The organism is Vibrio sp. KUL78 (assembly GCF_059725505.1).
Window position 1 is genome coordinate 3147492 of record NZ_AP045837.1, and the last position, 18869, is coordinate 3166360.

Genomic DNA, 18869 nt, shown 5'->3' on the forward strand with positions numbered 1-18869 from the left:
TGTTAGCTGGGGACAATGCGTTTCTCGACCCAGAAAAAAACCGAGCACTAGGCTCGGTTTTTCATTTCAAGAAGAAAGGTGCTTATGCAAGCAGCTCTTTTGCCGTGTTCACAACGTTTTCAGTCGTGAAGCCAAACATCTTGAATAGCTCGCCTGCTGGTGCAGACTCACCGAATGTCGTCATACCGATGATCTTGCCACCGAAGCCAACATACTTGTACCAGTAATCCGCAATACCTGCTTCAACCGCAATACGCTTAGTCACAGCCGCTGGAAGAACTGCTTCACGGTATGCTTCATCTTGCGCGTCAAATACATCAGTAGAAGGAAGAGACACTACGCGTACTTTCTTACCTTCAGCCGTTAGCTCAGCGTAAGCATTTGTTGCTAGCTCAACTTCAGAACCTGTCGCAATAAGGATTAGCTCAGGCGTGCCTTCGCAATCTTTCAGGATGTAACCACCTTTAGCAACGTTTGCTAGCTGCTCAGCGTCACGATCTTGCTGTGTTAGGTTTTGACGAGAGAAGATAAGCGATGTAGGGCCGTCTTTACGCTCAATTGCGTATTTCCAAGCCACTGCAGACTCAACCTGGTCACATGGACGCCATGTGCTCATGTTTGGCGTCACGCGCAGTGATGCGATTTGCTCAACCGGTTGGTGCGTCGGGCCATCTTCACCCAGACCGATAGAGTCGTGAGTGTAAACCTGGATGTTTTGCACTTTCATCAGTGCTGCCATGCGCATTGCGTTACGAGCGTATTCCATGAACATTAGGAAGGTTGCACCGTATGGTACGAAACCACCGTGCAGAGCGATACCGTTGATGATCGCTGTCATACCGAATTCACGTACACCGTAGTGGATGTAGTTACCAGACGCATCGTCAGCCGTTAGCGACTGAGAACCAGACCACATGGTTAGGTTTGATGGCGCTAGGTCAGCAGAGCCGCCCATGAATTCTGGAAGCATCTTACCGAACGCTTCTAGTGCATTTTGCGACGCTTTACGTGATGCAATGTTTGCTGGGTTCGCTTGAAGGTCTGCAATGATCTTGCTTGCTTCTTGTTCCCACTGAGCTGGAAGCTCACCGTTCACACGACGCTTAAACTCAGCCGCAAGCTCTGGATAAGCCGCTTCATAAGCTGCTAGCTTCTCGTTCCAAGCTGCTTCTTTTGCGTTACCCGCTTCGTTTGCATCCCACTCTGCTTTGATGTCAGCAGGGATCTCGAATGGACCGTGTTCCCAACCTAGGAATTCACGTGCTGCTGCAATTTCGTCGTGACCTAGTGGTGCACCGTGACAGTCGTGAGAGCCCGCTTTGTTTGGTGAACCAAAACCGATGATGGTTTTAGTACAGATAAGTGTTGGACGTGGATCCGCTTTTGCCGCTTCAATCGCTGCATTGATCGCGTCAGCATCGTGACCGTCTACTGCAGGAATTACGTGCCAGCCGTAAGCTTCGAAGCGCTTAGGTGTGTCATCAGAGAACCAACCTTCCACTTCACCATCGATAGAGATGCCGTTGTCATCCCAGAACGCAATCAGCTTGCCTAGACCTAGGGTACCCGCTAGTGAACACGCTTCGTGAGAGATACCTTCCATCAGACAGCCATCACCCATGAATACATAAGTGAAGTGGTCAACGATATCGTGACCTTCTTTGTTGAATTGCGCTGCAAGAGATTTCTCAGCAATCGCCATACCAACCGCGTTAGTGATGCCTTGACCTAGAGGACCAGTCGTCGTCTCGATACCTGGTGCATAACCGTACTCTGGGTGACCTGGTGTTTTTGAGTGCAGTTGACGGAAGTTTTTAAGATCGTCAATTGATAGCTCGTAACCGCTTAGGTGAAGCAGAGAGTAAATCAGCATTGAGCCGTGGCCGTTTGACAGTACGAAACGGTCGCGGTCAGCCCACTCTGGGTTTGACGGGTTGTGATTTAGGTGAGAACGCCAAAGAACTTCAGCGATATCTGCCATACCCATTGGTGCACCTGGGTGACCTGAGTTAGCTTGTTGAACACCATCCATGCTTAGCGCGCGGATTGCATTAGCGAGTTGTTTACGAGAAGACATGTCTGCTCCTGAGTGCATTAAGCGAATTCCAAGTTTTTCATAGACTGATTGAATAATCAGCGGCGGCTATTGTCGCAAAGCCATATAGTCTCTGCAAACGATTTACCGTCATTTTTTGGCATTATCGCCGAATAATGTCGCCGGAATGTGGCGATCCACGCGCAAAATAGGCAAACGTTTGGCTATATGTTAAAAGCAAAAATCGCTTGCTAATCGAACATTGATGACTAGAATAGACGTCTAGATGTAGATACACCTACTATATATCATTGAATTTATTACAAGTGAGTGATTCGACACTCGCTTAAAAACAGTAATTGGAGCTCTCATGGCTAAGCACCTGTTTACTTCTGAGTCAGTATCAGAAGGCCATCCAGATAAAATCGCAGACCAAATCTCTGACGCGGTTCTTGATGCAATCCTAGAACAAGATCCAAAAGCACGTGTTGCTTGTGAAACTTACGTTAAGACTGGCATGGTGATGGTGGGTGGTGAGATCACCACTTCAGCATGGGTAGACATCGAAGAGCTAACTCGTGAAACTGTTCGCGAAATCGGCTACGTTCACTCTGACATGGGTTTTGACGCGGACTCTTGTGCCGTTCTAAACACCATCGGTAAGCAGTCTCCAGACATCAACCAAGGTGTTGATAAAGAAGATCCTAAAGAGCAAGGCGCGGGCGACCAAGGCATCATGTTCGGTTACGCAACCAACGAAACTGACATCCTAATGCCAGCACCTATTACTTACTCTCACCGTCTTGTTCAAAAGCAAGCGGAAGTACGTAAGAACGGCACTCTACCTTGGCTACGTCCAGACGCTAAGTCTCAGGTAACGTTCCAATACGACCAAGGTAAGATCGTTGGTATCGATGCGGTTGTTCTTTCAACTCAGCACTGTGATTCAATCTCAACACCTGACCTGCGTGAAGCAGTAATGGAAGAGATCATCAAGCCAGTACTTCCGTCTGAGTGGATCAACAAAGAAACCAACTTCTTCATCAACCCAACCGGTCGTTTCGTAATCGGCGGTCCTATGGGTGACTGTGGTCTAACGGGTCGTAAGATCATCGTTGATACCTACGGCGGCGCAGCTCGTCACGGTGGCGGTGCGTTCTCTGGTAAAGATCCATCAAAAGTTGACCGCTCTGCAGCATACGCAGCACGTTATGTAGCGAAGAACATCGTAGCGGCTGGTATGGCTGACCGTTGTGAGATCCAACTGTCTTACGCAATCGGTGTTGCTGATCCAACATCTATCATGGTTGAGACATTTGGTACTGAAAAAGTTTCTCACGACATCATCGTAGAGGCGGTTCGTCAAAACTTCGACCTACGTCCATACGGCCTGCAAGAGATGCTAAACCTACTGCAACCTATCTATAAGAAGACTGCAGCATACGGTCACTTCGGTCGCGAAGAGTTCCCTTGGGAAGCGACAGACAAAGCGGCAATCCTACGTGATTTCGCTGGTCTGTAATTACTCTTAGTCTGAGTATTTACTCCAAAAAAGCCCTCAAATTATTTTGAGGGCTTTTTTATTTTTTTAATCCTGTCTTTTCAAACACTTTGTTACAAAGTTGTTAACTTAAACTCGAATGGCTTTGATTTAATACCCTTTTGAAAATTGTGTTTTCCTGTAACACGGTCAATAGTTAATCAAAAGTGCCCTTGCGAATAGACCAATTTGCTCGGTTTGTTCGTATGCAAAATAGAGCACTTAAGAGGGGAAGACGCTAATAACGGTAAGCTGGTAAGGACACGTCAACTGCGGCGAGAGTCGCTGCTCGTGTTAACACCGCGACTATTAGCGCCATGCCCTGATAAAACGAAGGCCAGTTTGTCAATCAGGGAGGACATATGCCTCGAACTGTAAATTCTGATGACTTCCAGAAGAAACATGAAGTCAGGGATCAAGATTACGCTAAAACCATTCCGTGCAACCAACTGAGTGTATCAGCCCCATTCCACTGGCTCGCGCTCGGCTTGCATGACCTCATACGTATGCCAATCATTAGTGCTTTCTACGGACTCTGCTTTACCGCAGCGGCGGTCGCGATCGTTCTATTGGTGCAATGGCAAGGTACACACCTCGTCATTATGCCAAGCCTAGTGGTTTATATGCTTATCGGGCCTTTCTTGGCGCTGGGTCTTTATGATGCCGCTTGGGAGAGAGAAAAAGGGCACAAACCGAGCCTGTTCCATTCCATGAAAGCCATTGGTCGCAACTCAACATCACAATGGGCGTTTGCCGTGTTACTCGCGGTAGCGATGATATTTTGGATGCGTATCGCTGCGCTGTTACATGCGCTCTACCCATCAGTGCAAGGCGCTCCCCTAACTGAGTTCGCGCCGTTTTTGATTACCGGCAGTGTTGTTGGCGCGGTTATCGCAGCGGTTATCTTTAGCATTTCAGCCTTCTCGATCCCTCTTATGATGGAACGTCGAGTCGATATCATGACCGCGGTCTTCACCAGTTTTAACGCGGTGAAATCCAACATTCCGGCCATGATAGTGTGGGCTCTTATCATTTGCGGCGGTATTTTAATTGGTTTTGCCACCTACGGGATTGGAATGATTGTGACCATGCCGATCCTCGGGTACGGAACTTGGCACGCTTACCATGAGACCATCAAGAAGAAGCATCATGTCTGATGCGTTGGCATAACATCACATCCTAAGTAGAATGGCGCCCTGTTTGGGCGCTTTTTGTTTGGATTGAACTTCGTGGATGCAGAATTATCAGAGCAGCTTCACTATCTTGCTTTAAAAACACTGTCTCGTTGTATTGAGCGTGCACGTCACTACTTTGAAAGAGACTTCCCCGTCCCAGCTCTCAACTACAAGCTGCGCGGAAAAGCCGCAGGTAAAGCGTACCTACAGACCTGGGAGGTCCGTTTAAACCCAGTGCTTTTTGTCGAGAATCAACAGGCGTTTATCGACGAAGTCATTCCCCATGAAGTCGCTCATTTAATTACCTATGCGCTGTTCGGTCGCGTGCGCCCGCATGGCAAAGAGTGGCAGATGGTCATGAACCAAGTATTCCATATTGCACCAAACACCACACACTCACTCAATATCCAGTCTGTACAGGGACGCACGTTTGAGTACCGCTGCCAATGCGACACATTTGCTGTGACCATACGACGCCACAATAAGGTCCTGCGCCAGCAAGCCAACTACCGTTGTCGAAAGTGCGGCCAAACCATAGAGTACACTGGCAAACAACTGAGCTAACTATCGATAGCTAAGGTCTTTTTTGCGAGTTACACTAGGTTATCTCAACCTTTTTTAGACCTTACTATGATGCGCCGCTTTCTCACTTCTATCGCCCTAATGGCTATCACCGTTCCAATCACAGCAGTTGGTGCACCACCGAGTAGCTTTAGTAAAGCGAAGAAAGAAGCGGTAAAGATCTATGCCGACCATCCTGTGAGTTTCTATTGTGGCTGTGATATTCAATGGAACGGTAAGAAAGGCGTACCAGACCTTTCTGCGTGCGGTTACCAGGTTCGTAAACAAGAAAAGCGCGCAAGTCGTATTGAGTGGGAACACGTGGTACCAGCCTGGCAGTTTGGCCACCAGCGTCAATGTTGGCAAGATGGTGGGCGCAAGAACTGCACACGCAACGACAAACAATTCAAACTGATGGAAGCCGATCTACACAACCTCACTCCAGCCATCGGCGAGGTCAATGGTGATCGCTCCAACTACAACTTTTCACAATGGAATGGGGTCGATGGTGTCAGCTATGGCCAATGCGAAATGCAAGTAAACTTCAAGCAGCGCAAAGCGATGCCGCCTGAACGTGCGCGAGGGTCTATTGCTCGAACTTACCTTTACATGAGTCAAGAGTACGGGTTTAGGCTATCTAAGCAGCAAGCTAAGCTAATGAAAGCTTGGAACAAAAGCTACCCTGTGGATAACTGGGAGTGCACTCGAAACGAGCGTATCCGCCGCATTCAGGGCAACGATAATCCTTTTGTCTCCGAAGCGTGTAAAAATCAGGGCTAATTCCTTAGCCAAGCCCTTGTAATTTCGAGGGCTGGCATCCATCTTATACCTCAATACTGTTTGTTCTTTGGAAATTGTTATGCGTATACCTCGTATCTATCACCCTGAAACGATTCAATCTTTAGGCACTCTCGCCCTAAGCGATGATGCCGCAGGGCACATTGGCCGAGTATTGCGTATGAAAGAGGGTCAAGAGGTTCTGCTATTCGACGGTAGTGGCCATGAGTTTCCTGCGACGATTACCAGCGTCGGGAAGAAAAATGTCGACGTGGATATTCAAGAGAAGGTCGAGTCGAGCATCGAATCACCACTCGATTTGCATCTCGGACAAGTTATTTCTCGCGGCGATAAGATGGAGTTCACCATCCAAAAGTCCGTTGAGCTAGGTGTGAACACGATTACGCCTCTCATCTCAGAACGATGCGGCGTGAAACTCGATGCCAAGCGTTTTGAGAAAAAGCTGCAACAGTGGCAAAAGATAGCCATTAGCGCTTGTGAGCAGTGTGGACGTAATACCATCCCTGTGATTCGCCCAATCATGTCGCTAGAAGAATGGTGTGCAGAGCCATCTGAGGCGCTTAAACTCAACCTTCATCCAAGAGCAAAATACTCAATTAATACCTTGCCAGAGCCCGTGAATAAGGTTCGTCTTCTTATCGGTCCAGAAGGTGGTTTGTCTGCGCAAGAAATTGAAATGACAGAACAATATCAATTCGAAGAAACCCTGCTTGGTCCTCGTGTACTTAGAACTGAGACGGCGGCACTGACCGCTATTACGGCACTTCAAGTACGCTTTGGCGATTTAGGTTAACGGGAGAAAAACAATGCTCAAACTCGGTATCGTGATGGACCCTATTTCGTCCATCAACATCAAAAAAGATTCAAGCTTTGCAATGATGCTGGAAGCACAGCGTCGTGGTTATGAAATCCACTATATGGAGATGAATGACCTACACCTAGATCAAGGTACAGCGGTTGCCGATACAAAAGTCGTGACGCTTAAAGAAGATCCTAATGGCTGGTACGAATTTACTTCAGAGCAAACCATTGAGCTGTCTGAGCTAGATGCCGTATTGATGCGTAAAGACCCTCCATTCGATACAGAGTACATCTACGCGACCTACATTTTGGAGCGCGCAGAAGAGAAAGGCACGCTAATCGTTAACAAGCCGCAAAGCCTTCGTGACTGCAACGAGAAACTCTTCACAGCGTGGTTCCCTGAGCTAACGCCAACGACTATCGTAACGCGCAAAGCAGAGAAGATTAAAGAGTTCCGCGATCAGCATGGTGATGTCATCCTTAAACCACTTGATGGTATGGGCGGCGCTTCTATCTTCCGTGTTAAGCAAGACGATCCGAACGTATCGGTGATCATCGAAACTCTGACTAACCACGGTCAAAACTACGCCATGGCGCAGACGTTTGTTCCTGATATCAGCAACGGTGACAAACGTATTCTCGTGGTCGATGGTGAGCCAATGCCTTACTGCCTAGCGCGTATCCCAGCTAAAGGGGAAACTCGTGGCAACCTAGCAGCCGGTGGCCGTGGTGAAGCTCGTCCCTTAAGTGAGACAGACAAGCAAATTGCCGAGGCGGTAGCTCCCACTTTGAAAGAGAAGGGCTTAATATTTGTAGGTCTGGATGTCATCGGTGACAAACTTACTGAGATCAACGTGACCAGCCCAACGTGCATTCGTGAAATTGAAGCCGCCTTTGACATCTCTATTACTGGCAAACTAATGGACGCTATCGAGCGCCGTTTAGGCAAGTAGCCAATTGTAGAAGTCTATTGGGAGAGGCGATCATGAACTTAGCCAACCACTTTCTCGTGGCAATGCCGGGGATGAAGGATCCTTATTTCCAACGCAGCGTCATCTATGTGTGTGAGCACAATGAAGATGGCGCGATGGGGATCATGATCAGCACCCCTATCGATGTCACCGTTGCAAACATGCTCAAGCAAGTGCAAACCGAGCTTCCCATCGCCTCGCAAACGACACACAGCAAAAGCCTCGACGAGCCCGTGTTAAACGGCGGGCCCGTTTCTGAAGATCGCGGCTTTATCCTTCATAACCCTAAAGATCAGTACCAGTCCAGTATCCAGATCACCGACACGGTATCTGTGACCACGTCTAAGGATATTCTGGCCGTACTCGGCACTGACGCACAGCCGGATAACTATATCGTCGCATTAGGCTACTCTGGCTGGAGTGCGGGGCAACTGGAAACCGAGTTAGCTGAGAACTCTTGGCTCACCATAGAGGCCGATCCAAGCGTGATCTTTGATACCCCGGTGGAAGAGCGTTGGAGTAGCGCCGTCGGTATGTTAGGGTTCGATATCGCTCAGCTTTCAACAGATGTTGGTCACGCATAGACCCTATTTTGGAAAGCTAGAGATTCATCTAAACAAGACCATTGCCTTCACAAACAGAGAAATTATGACATCCAGAACCATCGTTGCTTTCGATTTCGGCACCAAGAGTATTGGTAGTGCTATCGGCCAAGAGGTCACTGGCACAGCAAGCCCACTAAAAGCTTTCAAAGCCAAAGACGGCATTCCAAACTGGGATGACATCGAAGCCATGCTAAAAGAGTGGCAACCTGACCTCATCGTCGTGGGTCTACCCACCGACGTACGAGGCAAAGCACTTGATGAAATCACCGCTCGCGCCAAGAAGTTTGCCAACCGTGTACATGGTCGGTTCGGCTTTCAAGTGGAAATGCACGATGAAAGACTGTCTACCGCCGAAGCTCGCTCGGAGCTGTTTGAGATGGGTGGTTACAAGGCCTTATCAAAAGGCAATGTTGACTGCCAATCAGCAGTGGTGATCTTAGAGAGCTGGTTTGAGGCGCAGTGGGCTTAAAGCGGCTTTAAAAACGAAAAAGGATGGCAAATGCCATCCTTTTTAATGTCCGCTAGCCGCGCTCCTGCGCAAACAGGGATAGACTCAAAGCGCGCGACCTAATTCAATTAGTCTACTTTCAGCTCTTGCAACATAGACTCAGGCAATGCAAGTTCATCGTTCTTGTTCACTTGAATACCCGCTTCAATGATCTTCTCTGCGATCGCTTTCGCTTCATCCAGTGAGTGCATCGCTGCAGTACCACATTGATACTCGTTAAGCTCAGGGATCTTGTTCTGGCTCTCGACTTTCAGTACATCTTGCATTGCATTTAGCCAAGCGTCAGCAACTTGCTGCTCAGATGGGGTACCAATCAAGCTCATGTAAAAACCAGTACGACAACCCATTGGAGAGATATCGATGATCTCAACCTGATCACCATTTAGATGTGCACGCATGAAGCCTGCATATAGGTGCTCTAGTGTGTGAATGCCGCGCTCAGACAAGATGTCTTTGTTTGGGATCGTAAAACGTAGGTCGAAAACAGTAATCGTGTCGCCTTTAGGGGTTTGCATTGTTTTCGCAACGCGTACCGCTGGAGCGTGCATCTTAGTGTGGTCTACCGTAAAGCTATCCAGTAGTGGCATGATATTTTCTCCTTGGTTTACTCACGGTTCCAACCTTGGGTTAAAACCGTGAGAACAGTGTCTGTAAGAGCTATATCTTTAAGAACAGTGTCTTCAAGAACAATCTCTTTAGCGTGATTGTAAGTGGCACAGTATTGCTGCGCAACCTCAGTTAGCAAGCTTAGTTAGCGACCTGAGCTTGCTCTGGTGATAGGTAAGCAAAGTAATCAGACAAGAAGTCGTCGAAGTTAACGGTATCCGCCGATTCAATGCTCATTTGAGCTGAAACCGAACGAGTGACCTCATCTTCCATTACTTGAGTCGAATACGCTTTATATTCGTGAGAAAGGTTCTTCTGACGGTACTCTTTACCCAGTTCACAGCCCACTTTCCCAAGTCCGCCTAGCTCTTTGGTTTTCGCCAGTAGCTGACCTGAGATAGAAAGTTCAGGATTTTCGTTCCACGCTTCTAGCTTGTCGCATACTGCAGCGTACTCGTTACCACCGTGTGCTGAATCCATATGCTTGGCAATCTCACGAAGATCAGCAAAGACGCGTTTTACCCACGACTGGCTATCGAGAACTTCACCGTGACAGCCGATTTGCAGCTGAAGACCCACTTGGCGGCCATCAACAATGACCTTGTTCCAGTTCTCACGCCAGCACTCTAGCTCACAATTGTCCATCGGCTCAGAATCTTTGAGCGTGCACCAAGTTAGGAACAAGTCGAGGAAGCGAATCTGCTCCGCGGTAATCCCAATTGGGCTAAACGGGTTAACGTCCAAAGAGCGGACCTCGATGTATTCAACGCCGCCGCGAGATAGTGCTTCTGACGGTTTTTCACCGCTTCTTGCGACACGCTTTGGTCTGATTGGCGCGTAAAGCTCATTTTCTATCTGCAGCACATAGTCATTCAACTGACGGTACTCACCATCTACTTTAACGCCAATTTTGGCGAAGTCTTGTGATGGGGTATGAATCGCTTGGTTAAGACCTTCTAGGTATTGTTCTAATCCATTAAAACCAATCTTCAGTGCACTCTGAGCGCTGTTGGTATAACCAAGGTCACTTAGCCTTAACGACGTCGCTTTTGGTAGATATAAGGTCCCACCCACTTTTTCAAACGGAAGCTTCGTCTCTTTGCCTTGTAAGAAAGAGGAGCAGATAGCTGGTGATGCACCAAAGAAGTAAGGAATCAACCAACCAAAGCGGTAGTAGTTGCGGATCAACCCAAAGTAAGCTTCTGACTTGGCATCTTGACGAGTTTTCTCGTCTTGCTCGCCAAATAATGCATCCCAAAATGATTCAGGAAAAGAGAAGTTAAAGTGCACGCCAGAGATAATCTGCATCAAGCTACCGTAGCGGTGCTTAAGTCCCTGGCGGTATAACGTCTTCATTCGACCTGAGTTTGAACTGCCGTACTGTGCTAAGGCAATGTCATCTTCTGAGCCAACATAACAAGGCATAGACAAAGGCCAAAGCTTCTCGTCACCGAGCTTGGTTTGCGTGAAATGATGAATATCGGACAACTGATTAATCAGCGTATCAACATCACGTGACACTGGGGTAATAAACTCCAATAACGACTCTGAAAAGTCCGTCGTGATGTATTCATTAGTGAAGGCTGAGCCTAACGCCTTAGGGTGAGGTGTTGTCGCTAATCGACCATCGTCGGTGTAACGTAGCGATTCCCGTTCCACACCGCGTCCAAACTGACGGAAAACGGTCTCATCTTTAGCAACTTGATCCAGTCGCTTAGCAAAATTAGTCACAATGCGATTCGCTTATAGTTTGTTATTCCAATTGAAGGGTGGATGCACCGACAGACAGCAAACCTTGTTCTCCGTCAGATCACCCATCCTCCCTATATGGTCATGCTATTGAGAGATTTCAAGCTCTGTAATTGGAATATTCAATTTCTCTAGTTGTGGTTTTAAACGCTTGGCATCACCGACCACTATCAGCTGATATTGGCTCGGGTCAAACCACTTCGCTGCCAACGTATTGAGGGTCTCTTTTTCGACTGTGGCGACAATCTCATTACGCTGCTTAAGGTAATCCTTATCCAAACTATAGGTTAAAATCGACGAAAGCAGGCTGGCTTTTTGACTCGGTGTTTCATAAGTCAAGGCGTCTTGTTGCCCCACTGCGAGGCGCATGAAAGAGAGCTCCTCGTCCGTCATGCCATTTTCACTGTAGTTTTTCAGCTCAGCAATCATCTCTTCGAGAGAAGCAAGGGTTGCATCGGCTCTAACTTGAGCACTAAACACAATCGCGCCAACTTCACGGTTGCTAGCAAAATAACCGCTGGCACCATAGGTATAGCCTTTGTCCTCTCTGAGGTTCTGATTGATGCGACTGTTGAAGTTACCTGCCAGGTTAAAGTTTGCTAGACGACTTAGGTAAAGCTCGCCCGTTGCATCAAACGGTAAACCTTGACGCACCATACGTACAATACTTTGTGGTGCAGATGGTTTATCGACAAGATAAATTCGCTGCTCACCTTGAGATGGAGTGACCTCAGGTGCGATAAGCGGTGCTGCTTGCCCTTGCCATAGCGACCAGAACGCTAATTGATCGGTGATCTTCTTCTCTGAGATATCGCCAACCACGACGATTTGGGTTCCTTGCGGCGTGTAGTGATCGCGATAAAAGGCTTTCACATCCTCTATAGTGATAGACGATATGGACTCGGCACTGCCGTCTGATGAACGACCAAAGACTGAGTCACCATAGAGCACATCACGGGTAGCTTGCGATGCCATCCAGCTTGGTTTTTGATGCTGATACACCAAGCCTTCTAACGTTTGTGCTTTGAGACGGTCGAAGTCTTCCTGTTTCATCGCAGGGTTGAACAAGATGTCCTCAAGCAAGGTTAAGGTTTGTGGTAGGTTGCGCTCCAGAGCAGACACAGAAACTCGTGTCGTGTACGCACCTTCACTGAATCCAATCCGGCTCCCCAAACTATCGAGCTCTGCTTGAAGCTGCTCAACCGTACGTGTTGTTGTGCCCTCTTCCATCATGGCAGCAGTAAGGCCAGCAAGCCCTTCTTTGCCCTTAGGAACATAGCGACTGCCCGCTGGCATCTGGAAGTGGATCTCAACCGTTGGCGTTTCACTGGTCTCGGTGCCCAATAACTCACTGCCATTGTCGAAGTGAACTTGATACAACTCAGGCATTTTCGCCGCAACCCCTTCCGCTACCTGAGGCATAACACTGCGATCAAAATCATCAACAGGACGGCGCAGCTCAAGATCGGCCTCGGTTACCTTTTTATATTCAGGCAGAGTGCGTGCTGGCGTCACGAACGTTGCCGGTTTCACCGCTATGTCGGTTCGCCCTCTTGGGACAACACTCAAGGTGACTTTATGTTTGTCTTCAATGAAGGTCTTGTAAGCAGCACTTACCTCTTCCGATGTCACCGAGCGAATCTGCTCCAGTTTTTGCTCAATGCGATCCGGCTGACCATAGAAGGTTTCATTCGCGGCAAGTTGAGTCACCTTGCCTTTTACGCTTTGTAGTGCAAACACAGCACCGGCTTCTGAAAGCCCTGTGATTTGCTTGAGTCGCTCGTCACTGATGCCTTGTTTATCAAACTCATCCAGCGTCGCTAACAAGTCATTGTAAAGAGACTTCAAGCCATCTTTGTCTGTAGAGGCGCCCATGGCATACACATAGAAATTACACGCGAGTTCATTACAGTCACTAAACGCACCAGCATCGAGGGCTTTCTGCGTTTTGATTAGCTTCTGATACAGCAAACCGTTGGTACCACCACCGATAGCATCCGCCATCGCATCGAGAACCACTTGATCTTCCGCCCCGCGGTAACTCGTCGTTGGCCAGCCAATCACCACCATAGGTTGACGGATGCGATCCTCGAGCGTGATGTAGCGATCTTCCGGCAGTACTGCCGGCTGTTTTGGTGCTTTTTCTACACTCGGACCTTTAGGTATCGAGCCAAAGTACTTGTGGATCCACTCTAGGGTTTGCGCCTTATCGATATCACCACCGATAGTGAGCACGGCATTGTTTGGACCATACCAGCGTAAGAAGAAGGCTTTTAGATCGTTGACATCGACGCGATCGAGATCTTCTACATAACCAATCGGCTGCCAGGAGTATGGGTGGCCTTCAGGGAACATCGCCTCTCCCATACGCTCCCAGATCAGACCGTAAGGGCGGTTATCAAAGTTTTGGGCGCGTTCATTTTTGACGGTATCACGCTGAATTTCAAACTTACGCTGCGAGACAGCGCCAAGCAAAAAGCCCATACGGTCCGCTTCCAGCCACAACATTTTCTCAAGCTGATTGGACGGAACCGTCTCGAAGTAATTGGTTCGATCTCGAGTCGTTGTACCGTTTAAGGTACCACCGGCCTCCGTGATGATCTTAAAATGCTGTTGATCGCCAACATGCTCTGAGCCTTGGAACATCATGTGTTCGAAAAAGTGAGCAAACCCAGACTTGCCGATTTCCTCACGTGCCGAGCCGACATGGTAGGTCACATCGACGTGCACAAGAGGATCTGAATCGTCAGGCGCTAAAATGACGGTCAAACCATTATCCAGCTTGTACTTGGAGTATGGGATCATCACCCGGTCGGGATCGGCTTTCATCTCCTCAACAAGGGTGATACCCGGAGGGAGTGCGCTATCGCTTTGGGTCGAAAAGTCACTATTGCTACAACCGTAAACAAAGACCACCGACAGTAAGCCGAGCCAGATCTTTCTCATAAGAGCTCCTTAAAAGATCGAGAAAACTAGAATAGACCGTAGAACAAGGCCGTAAGCACCATATAGCGCAGAGCCTTACCTATAGCGATCAAAACAACACAAGGCAGAAATTTCATTCTTAGCCACCCTGCCGCTAAACAGAGAGGGTCGCCAATGACGGGTAGCCAGCTAAATAACAAGCTCCAATACCCATATTTTTGTAGCCAAGCCATGGCTTTATGACCATGCTTCTCGTTTTGAGTTCGATTTGGTAACCAAATCCCTATCCAATAATTAGTGAGACCACCTAAGGTGTTACCTATCGTGGCGACGATAATAACCCATACGGGCGAATACTGTTGCAGGCTCAATGTAGCAATAAGACCTGCTTCAGAGCCGCCCGGGAGAAGTGTTGCACTTAAAAATCCAGAGATAAAAAGAACAGCGAGAGCGGAGTCGGCGAACCAAGACTCCGCAAGGAATTGAGAAAACGTTTCTAGCATTGCATATTAAGAAGTACTTTACCGCGCGTGCGGCTGGTTTCTACCTGCTGATGAGCAGCCACCACTTGTTGATAAGGGTAGACTTGTTGGATCTCCGTTTTCAGCAACCCAACGCCCACCATATAAAGTAAGGTTTCCATCTGTTTAGTATCTGGCGATACCAACATACCACTTGCTTCAAAACCAAGAAGCTTGGCTTTTTCACACACTAGCTCTGCGGTAATCGTAGGGATCGTCACGACTCGCGCATTATCTTTCAAACATTTCAGCGCATCTAAAGCCGTATCACCACCAACAAGATCGATAAGCACATCGACGTCACTTACACGCTCGGATGCCGGTGCAAACTCATAGTTAATGGCATGCGCGCCCAAGGTGGCCAAATAATCAAGATTACGCTCACTGCACGTGGTATACACTTCTGCTTTTGCTGCGACAGCGATTTGAACGGCGATATGACCGACACCACCTGCACCCGCTAAAATCAACACTCGTTCCCCTTCTTGAACTTGTGCTTTATTGATTGCTTGTGCCGCGGTTTGACCTGCCAGCGGCAACGCTGCGGCCGCTTCAAGTGTGACGGAATTAGGAATCGGAGTTAACTCTGACTCAGGAACACATACGTACTGGCTGTAGCCACCACCTCGAACAGGGAAACCGATAAAGCCAACGACTTCTTGCCCTATTTCGAACTCATTAGCACCCTCACCCAGTCCTTCAATCGAACCGGCGATGTCATAGCCGGGAACCCAAGGAAGATTGTCTTTGTTCTCGGCAGCCGCCCAACCAAGACCTGCACGAGTTTTCACATCAATCGGATTGATTCCTGAGTAGGTAACCTTTACCAGAACTTCTCCGGCCTGAGGCTGTGGAACCTCAATCTCTTGAAACGCCAATACCTCTGCTGAACCAAATTCTGGAATCACGATCTGTTTACACTTCATTGCAGCTTCCTCTTCCTAATCAAGACTTCATAGTAACGATTTCCATAGTTGAGTCTAGATTAACTTTTCATCACTCAATAGCAAGTATGTAACAAATTCAATCACTTTAGCTGTGCGTTTGATTCCGGTAAGTCGCCTGAGACACTGAGCTAGTAACGCAAAAAGGGAAGCTCGCGCTTCCCTTTGGCTTATCAAATGCAGTCGTAGGTGCTAGCCAACCAGAGCTAACAAGATACCCGCAGCAACGGCAGAGCCCAATACGCCTGCGACGTTTGGTCCCATTGCATGCATCAGTAGGAAGTTTTGCGGATTAGCCTGCAAACCTACTTTGTTTACTACACGCGCCGCCATTGGTACGGCAGAAACCCCTGCAGCACCAATAAGAGGGTTGATGTCTTCTTTTGAGTACTTATTGAGGAGCTTCGCCATCAATACACCCGCGCCAGTACCGATACTGAACGCCACAGCACCAAGTGCCAGGATACCCAAGGTTTCGAAGTTCAGGAACTGCTCAGCTTGAAGCTTAGAACCCACACCTAGACCCAAGAAGATGGTGACGATGTTGATCAGCTCATTTTGCGCCGTCTTCGATAGTCGATCGACAACACCCGCTTCACGCATCAAGTTACCAAGACAGAACATGCCAACCAGAGGCGTTGCCGATGGCAAGAACAGAATCGTCATCAATAGCACGGCAAGAGGGAACAGAACCTTCTCGCCTTTGCTAACGTGGCGCAGCTGAGCCATTTTGATAGTACGCTCTTCAGGCGTGGTAAGTGCCTTCATGATTGGCGGCTGAATGATTGGTACCAATGCCATGTAGCTGTATGCTGCTACCGCGATTGCCCCAAGCAAATCAGGAGACAGTCGGCTCGCTAAGAAAATCGCGGTTGGGCCGTCGGCACCACCGATGATAGCGATTGATGCCGCATCCTGCATGGAAAACTCCATACCTGGTACGTAGTTCAGCAAGATCGCGCCAAATAAGGTCGCAAAGATACCAAACTGTGCCGCTGCGCCTAACCATAGCGTTTTCGGGTTAGCAATAAGGGCACCAAAGTCCGTCATCGCGCCCACGCCCATAAAAATGAGCAGTGGGAATACACCCGATTCAATACCGATATAGTAGACGTAGTACAGCAGACCACCCGGCTCAGTGAAGCCAGCATTAGGGATATTTGCCAACACAGCACCAAAGCCGATTGGCAATAGGAGTAGCGGCTCAAACCCTTTGCGAATCGCCAAGTACAACAAGATGCATCCGACCAAGATCATGCAGATCTGGCCGAATTCAAAGTTAGCGATCCCTGTTTCTGACCATAAGGTCATCAATCCTTCCATGGTGCTCCCTTACGCTAAGCTAACAAGAGGCGCGCCAACAACAACGGCATCACCTTCTTTAACGTGTACATCTTGAACCACGCCGCTTTGCGCTGCGCGAACTTCCGTTTCCATTTTCATCGCTTCGAGGATCAATAGGACATCGCCTTCTTGAACTTGCGCACCAGAAGCGACATTAACCTTAAAGATGTTACCCGCTAGCGGCGCAGATACCGCCTCAACATTGGTTGCTGCTGGAGATGGCGCTGGTGCAGCGGCCGCAGGAGCGGTTGCTGGCGTTACTGACATCAGTTCACCTTTTGGTCCCACTTCAACATCATAAACCTGACCATCGACCTTCACGCTGTATGCTTCGATACCTTGAGCAGACGTTGCTGGCGCAGCGACAGGCGCAGCAGGCTTCGCTTCTTCTTTACCTGGCGCTGGTTCAAATGCATCTGGGTTGTGACGATTTTTCAGGAACTTAAGACCAACTTGTGGGAAAAGTGCGTAAGTAAGAACATCATCCACAGTGTCTTCTGCTAGAGAAATGCCCTCTGCTTTCGCTTTCTGTAACAAGTCATCCGTCAGCGTATGTAGCTCAGCTTCGAGTAGATCGGCTGGGCGACAGGTAATCGCTTCACCACCTTCAAGCACTTTTGCTTGAAGCTCAGCGTTGACTTCCGCTGGCGCTTTACCGTATTCGCCTTTTAGAACACCGGCCGTCTCTTTAGTGATGCTCTTATAGCGCTCACCAGTCAGTACGTTGATAACCGCCTGAGTACCGACGATCTGCGAGGTTGGCGTTACCAGAGGAATAAAGCCAAGATCTTCGCGTACGCGTGGGATCTCTTCTAGAACCTCATCGATGCGATCCGCGGCACCTTGTTCTTTTAGCTGACCTTCCATATTGGTCAGCATACCACCAGGTACCTGAGCAATTAGGATACGAGAATCCACGCCTTTCAACTGACCTTCCCACTTCGCATACTTCTTGCGAACTTCGCGGAAGTAAGCAGCGATAGGCTCGATCTGCTCGAGTTTTAGGTTGGTGTCGCGCTCAGTACCTTGTAGCATCGCGACAACAGTTTCTGTTGGCGTGTGACCATAGGTTTGGCTCATCGACGAGATTGCGGTATCTAGAATATCGACCCCAGCTTCTACCGCTTTCACTGCTGTCGCAGTAGACAGACCCGTTGTCGCGTGGCAGTGCAGCGCAAGCGGCACTTCACAAGATGCTTTGATGCGAGAAATCAGCTCTTCTGCCTCGTAAGGCTTTAGCAGACCCGACATATCTTTAATACATAGAGAGTGACAGCCTAAGTCTTCAAGACGCTTAGCAAGATCGACCCAAGTATCGGTGTTGTGAACTGGGCTTGTCGTATAAGACAGCGTGCCCTGAGCATGCGCGCCGACATCAACGGCTGCTTTCACTGCTTTTTCAAAGTTACGAACATCGTTCATCGCATCAAAGATACGGAACACATCCATACCATTAGCATGTGCACGCTCAACAAACTTTTCAACAACGTCATCTGCGTAGTGGCGATAACCCAGTAGGTTTTGACCACGAAGCAGCATTTGCATAGGTGTGTTCGGCATGGCCTTTTTTAGCTCGCGCAAACGCTCCCATGGATCTTCACCCAAGAATCGAATACAGGCATCAAAGGTCGCTCCCCCCCACGTTTCTAGGGACCAGTAGCCAACCTTATCAAGCTCAGCTGCGATCGGTAACATATCTTCAATACGCATGCGCGTAGCAAACAAAGATTGGTGGGCGTCACGAAGTACCACGTCCGTGATAGCAAGTGGTTTAGACATGCTCATA

General features: G+C 48.6%; 16 protein-coding genes. 8 read left to right on the forward strand and 8 right to left on the reverse strand.

The window, feature by feature from the left end; genetic code table 11:
- Positions 1 to 82: 82 nt before the first annotated feature.
- Positions 83 to 2095 carry a transketolase gene (gene tkt / locus AC6I8Y_RS14610; protein WP_042473261.1) on the reverse strand — a complete coding sequence of 671 codons (2013 nt, stop codon included), beginning with the start codon at positions 2093 to 2095 and terminating at the stop codon, positions 83 to 85.
- A gap of 310 nt (positions 2096 to 2405) precedes the next feature.
- Between tkt and metK the strand changes: the two genes are divergently transcribed.
- The 8 genes from metK (at position 2406) to ruvX (ending at position 8955) form a co-directional block, all read left to right on the forward strand.
- Positions 2406 to 3557 (forward strand): methionine adenosyltransferase, encoded by a 1152-nt coding sequence (gene metK, locus AC6I8Y_RS14615; protein ID WP_234495121.1) that lies wholly within the window; start codon positions 2406 to 2408, stop codon positions 3555 to 3557.
- A 380-nt stretch (positions 3558 to 3937) separates the two neighbouring features.
- The gene (locus AC6I8Y_RS14620; RefSeq protein ID WP_252012608.1) at positions 3938 to 4732 is read left to right on the forward strand and encodes a DUF2189 domain-containing protein; all 795 of its coding nucleotides are present in this window, start codon (positions 3938 to 3940) and stop codon (positions 4730 to 4732) included.
- A gap of 72 nt (positions 4733 to 4804) precedes the next feature.
- A complete protein-coding gene (locus AC6I8Y_RS14625; protein WP_394150902.1) occupies positions 4805 to 5314 on the forward strand; it encodes a SprT family zinc-dependent metalloprotease in 510 nt (169 codons plus the stop codon).
- Positions 5315 to 5383: 69 nt separating this feature from the next.
- Positions 5384 to 6091: an endonuclease gene (locus AC6I8Y_RS14630; protein WP_498021524.1), complete on the forward strand. Its 708-nt coding sequence runs from the start codon at positions 5384 to 5386 to the stop codon at positions 6089 to 6091.
- Positions 6092 to 6170: 79 nt separating this feature from the next.
- Entirely contained in the window at positions 6171 to 6902 is a 732-nt protein-coding gene (gene rsmE, locus AC6I8Y_RS14635) for a 16S rRNA (uracil(1498)-N(3))-methyltransferase (RefSeq protein WP_128649346.1), read from the forward strand.
- A gap of 13 nt (positions 6903 to 6915) precedes the next feature.
- Positions 6916 to 7863: a glutathione synthase gene (gene gshB / locus AC6I8Y_RS14640; protein ID WP_234495118.1), complete on the forward strand. Its 948-nt coding sequence runs from the start codon at positions 6916 to 6918 to the stop codon at positions 7861 to 7863.
- A gap of 32 nt (positions 7864 to 7895) precedes the next feature.
- Positions 7896 to 8465: a YqgE/AlgH family protein gene (locus AC6I8Y_RS14645; protein WP_128649352.1), complete on the forward strand. Its 570-nt coding sequence runs from the start codon at positions 7896 to 7898 to the stop codon at positions 8463 to 8465.
- Between the two features lie 64 nt (positions 8466 to 8529).
- Positions 8530 to 8955 carry a Holliday junction resolvase RuvX gene (ruvX, locus tag AC6I8Y_RS14650; protein ID WP_234495117.1) on the forward strand — a complete coding sequence of 142 codons (426 nt, stop codon included), beginning with the start codon at positions 8530 to 8532 and terminating at the stop codon, positions 8953 to 8955.
- A gap of 107 nt (positions 8956 to 9062) precedes the next feature.
- Here the strand turns inward: ruvX and luxS are convergent, their stop codons facing one another.
- The 7 genes from luxS to oadA form a co-directional block, all read right to left on the reverse strand.
- The gene (gene luxS / locus AC6I8Y_RS14655; protein WP_042473253.1) at positions 9063 to 9581 is read right to left on the reverse strand and encodes an S-ribosylhomocysteine lyase; all 519 of its coding nucleotides are present in this window, start codon (positions 9579 to 9581) and stop codon (positions 9063 to 9065) included.
- Between the two features lie 160 nt (positions 9582 to 9741).
- Entirely contained in the window at positions 9742 to 11331 is a 1590-nt protein-coding gene (gshA, locus tag AC6I8Y_RS14660) for a glutamate--cysteine ligase (protein WP_498020423.1), read from the reverse strand.
- Between the two features lie 105 nt (positions 11332 to 11436).
- On the reverse strand, positions 11437 to 14295 hold the full coding sequence (locus tag AC6I8Y_RS14665; RefSeq protein WP_498020424.1) for a M16 family metallopeptidase: 2859 nt from the start codon (positions 14293 to 14295) through the stop codon (positions 11437 to 11439).
- 26 nt (positions 14296 to 14321) lie between these two features.
- Positions 14322 to 14777 carry a YqaA family protein gene (locus AC6I8Y_RS14670; RefSeq protein ID WP_128649347.1) on the reverse strand — a complete coding sequence of 152 codons (456 nt, stop codon included), beginning with the start codon at positions 14775 to 14777 and terminating at the stop codon, positions 14322 to 14324.
- Complete coding sequence (locus AC6I8Y_RS14675) at positions 14771 to 15721, reverse strand: NADP-dependent oxidoreductase (RefSeq protein ID WP_498020425.1); 951 nt, start codon at positions 15719 to 15721, stop codon at positions 14771 to 14773. The genes AC6I8Y_RS14670 and AC6I8Y_RS14675 overlap by 7 nt, the downstream gene beginning before the upstream one ends.
- Positions 15722 to 15931: 210 nt before the next feature.
- Positions 15932 to 17062 (reverse strand): sodium ion-translocating decarboxylase subunit beta, encoded by a 1131-nt coding sequence (locus tag AC6I8Y_RS14680; protein WP_234495114.1) that lies wholly within the window; start codon positions 17060 to 17062, stop codon positions 15932 to 15934.
- Positions 17063 to 17071: 9 nt separating this feature from the next.
- Positions 17072 to 18862: a sodium-extruding oxaloacetate decarboxylase subunit alpha gene (oadA, locus tag AC6I8Y_RS14685; RefSeq protein ID WP_252012616.1), complete on the reverse strand. Its 1791-nt coding sequence runs from the start codon at positions 18860 to 18862 to the stop codon at positions 17072 to 17074.
- Positions 18863 to 18869: the final 7 nt, after the last annotated feature.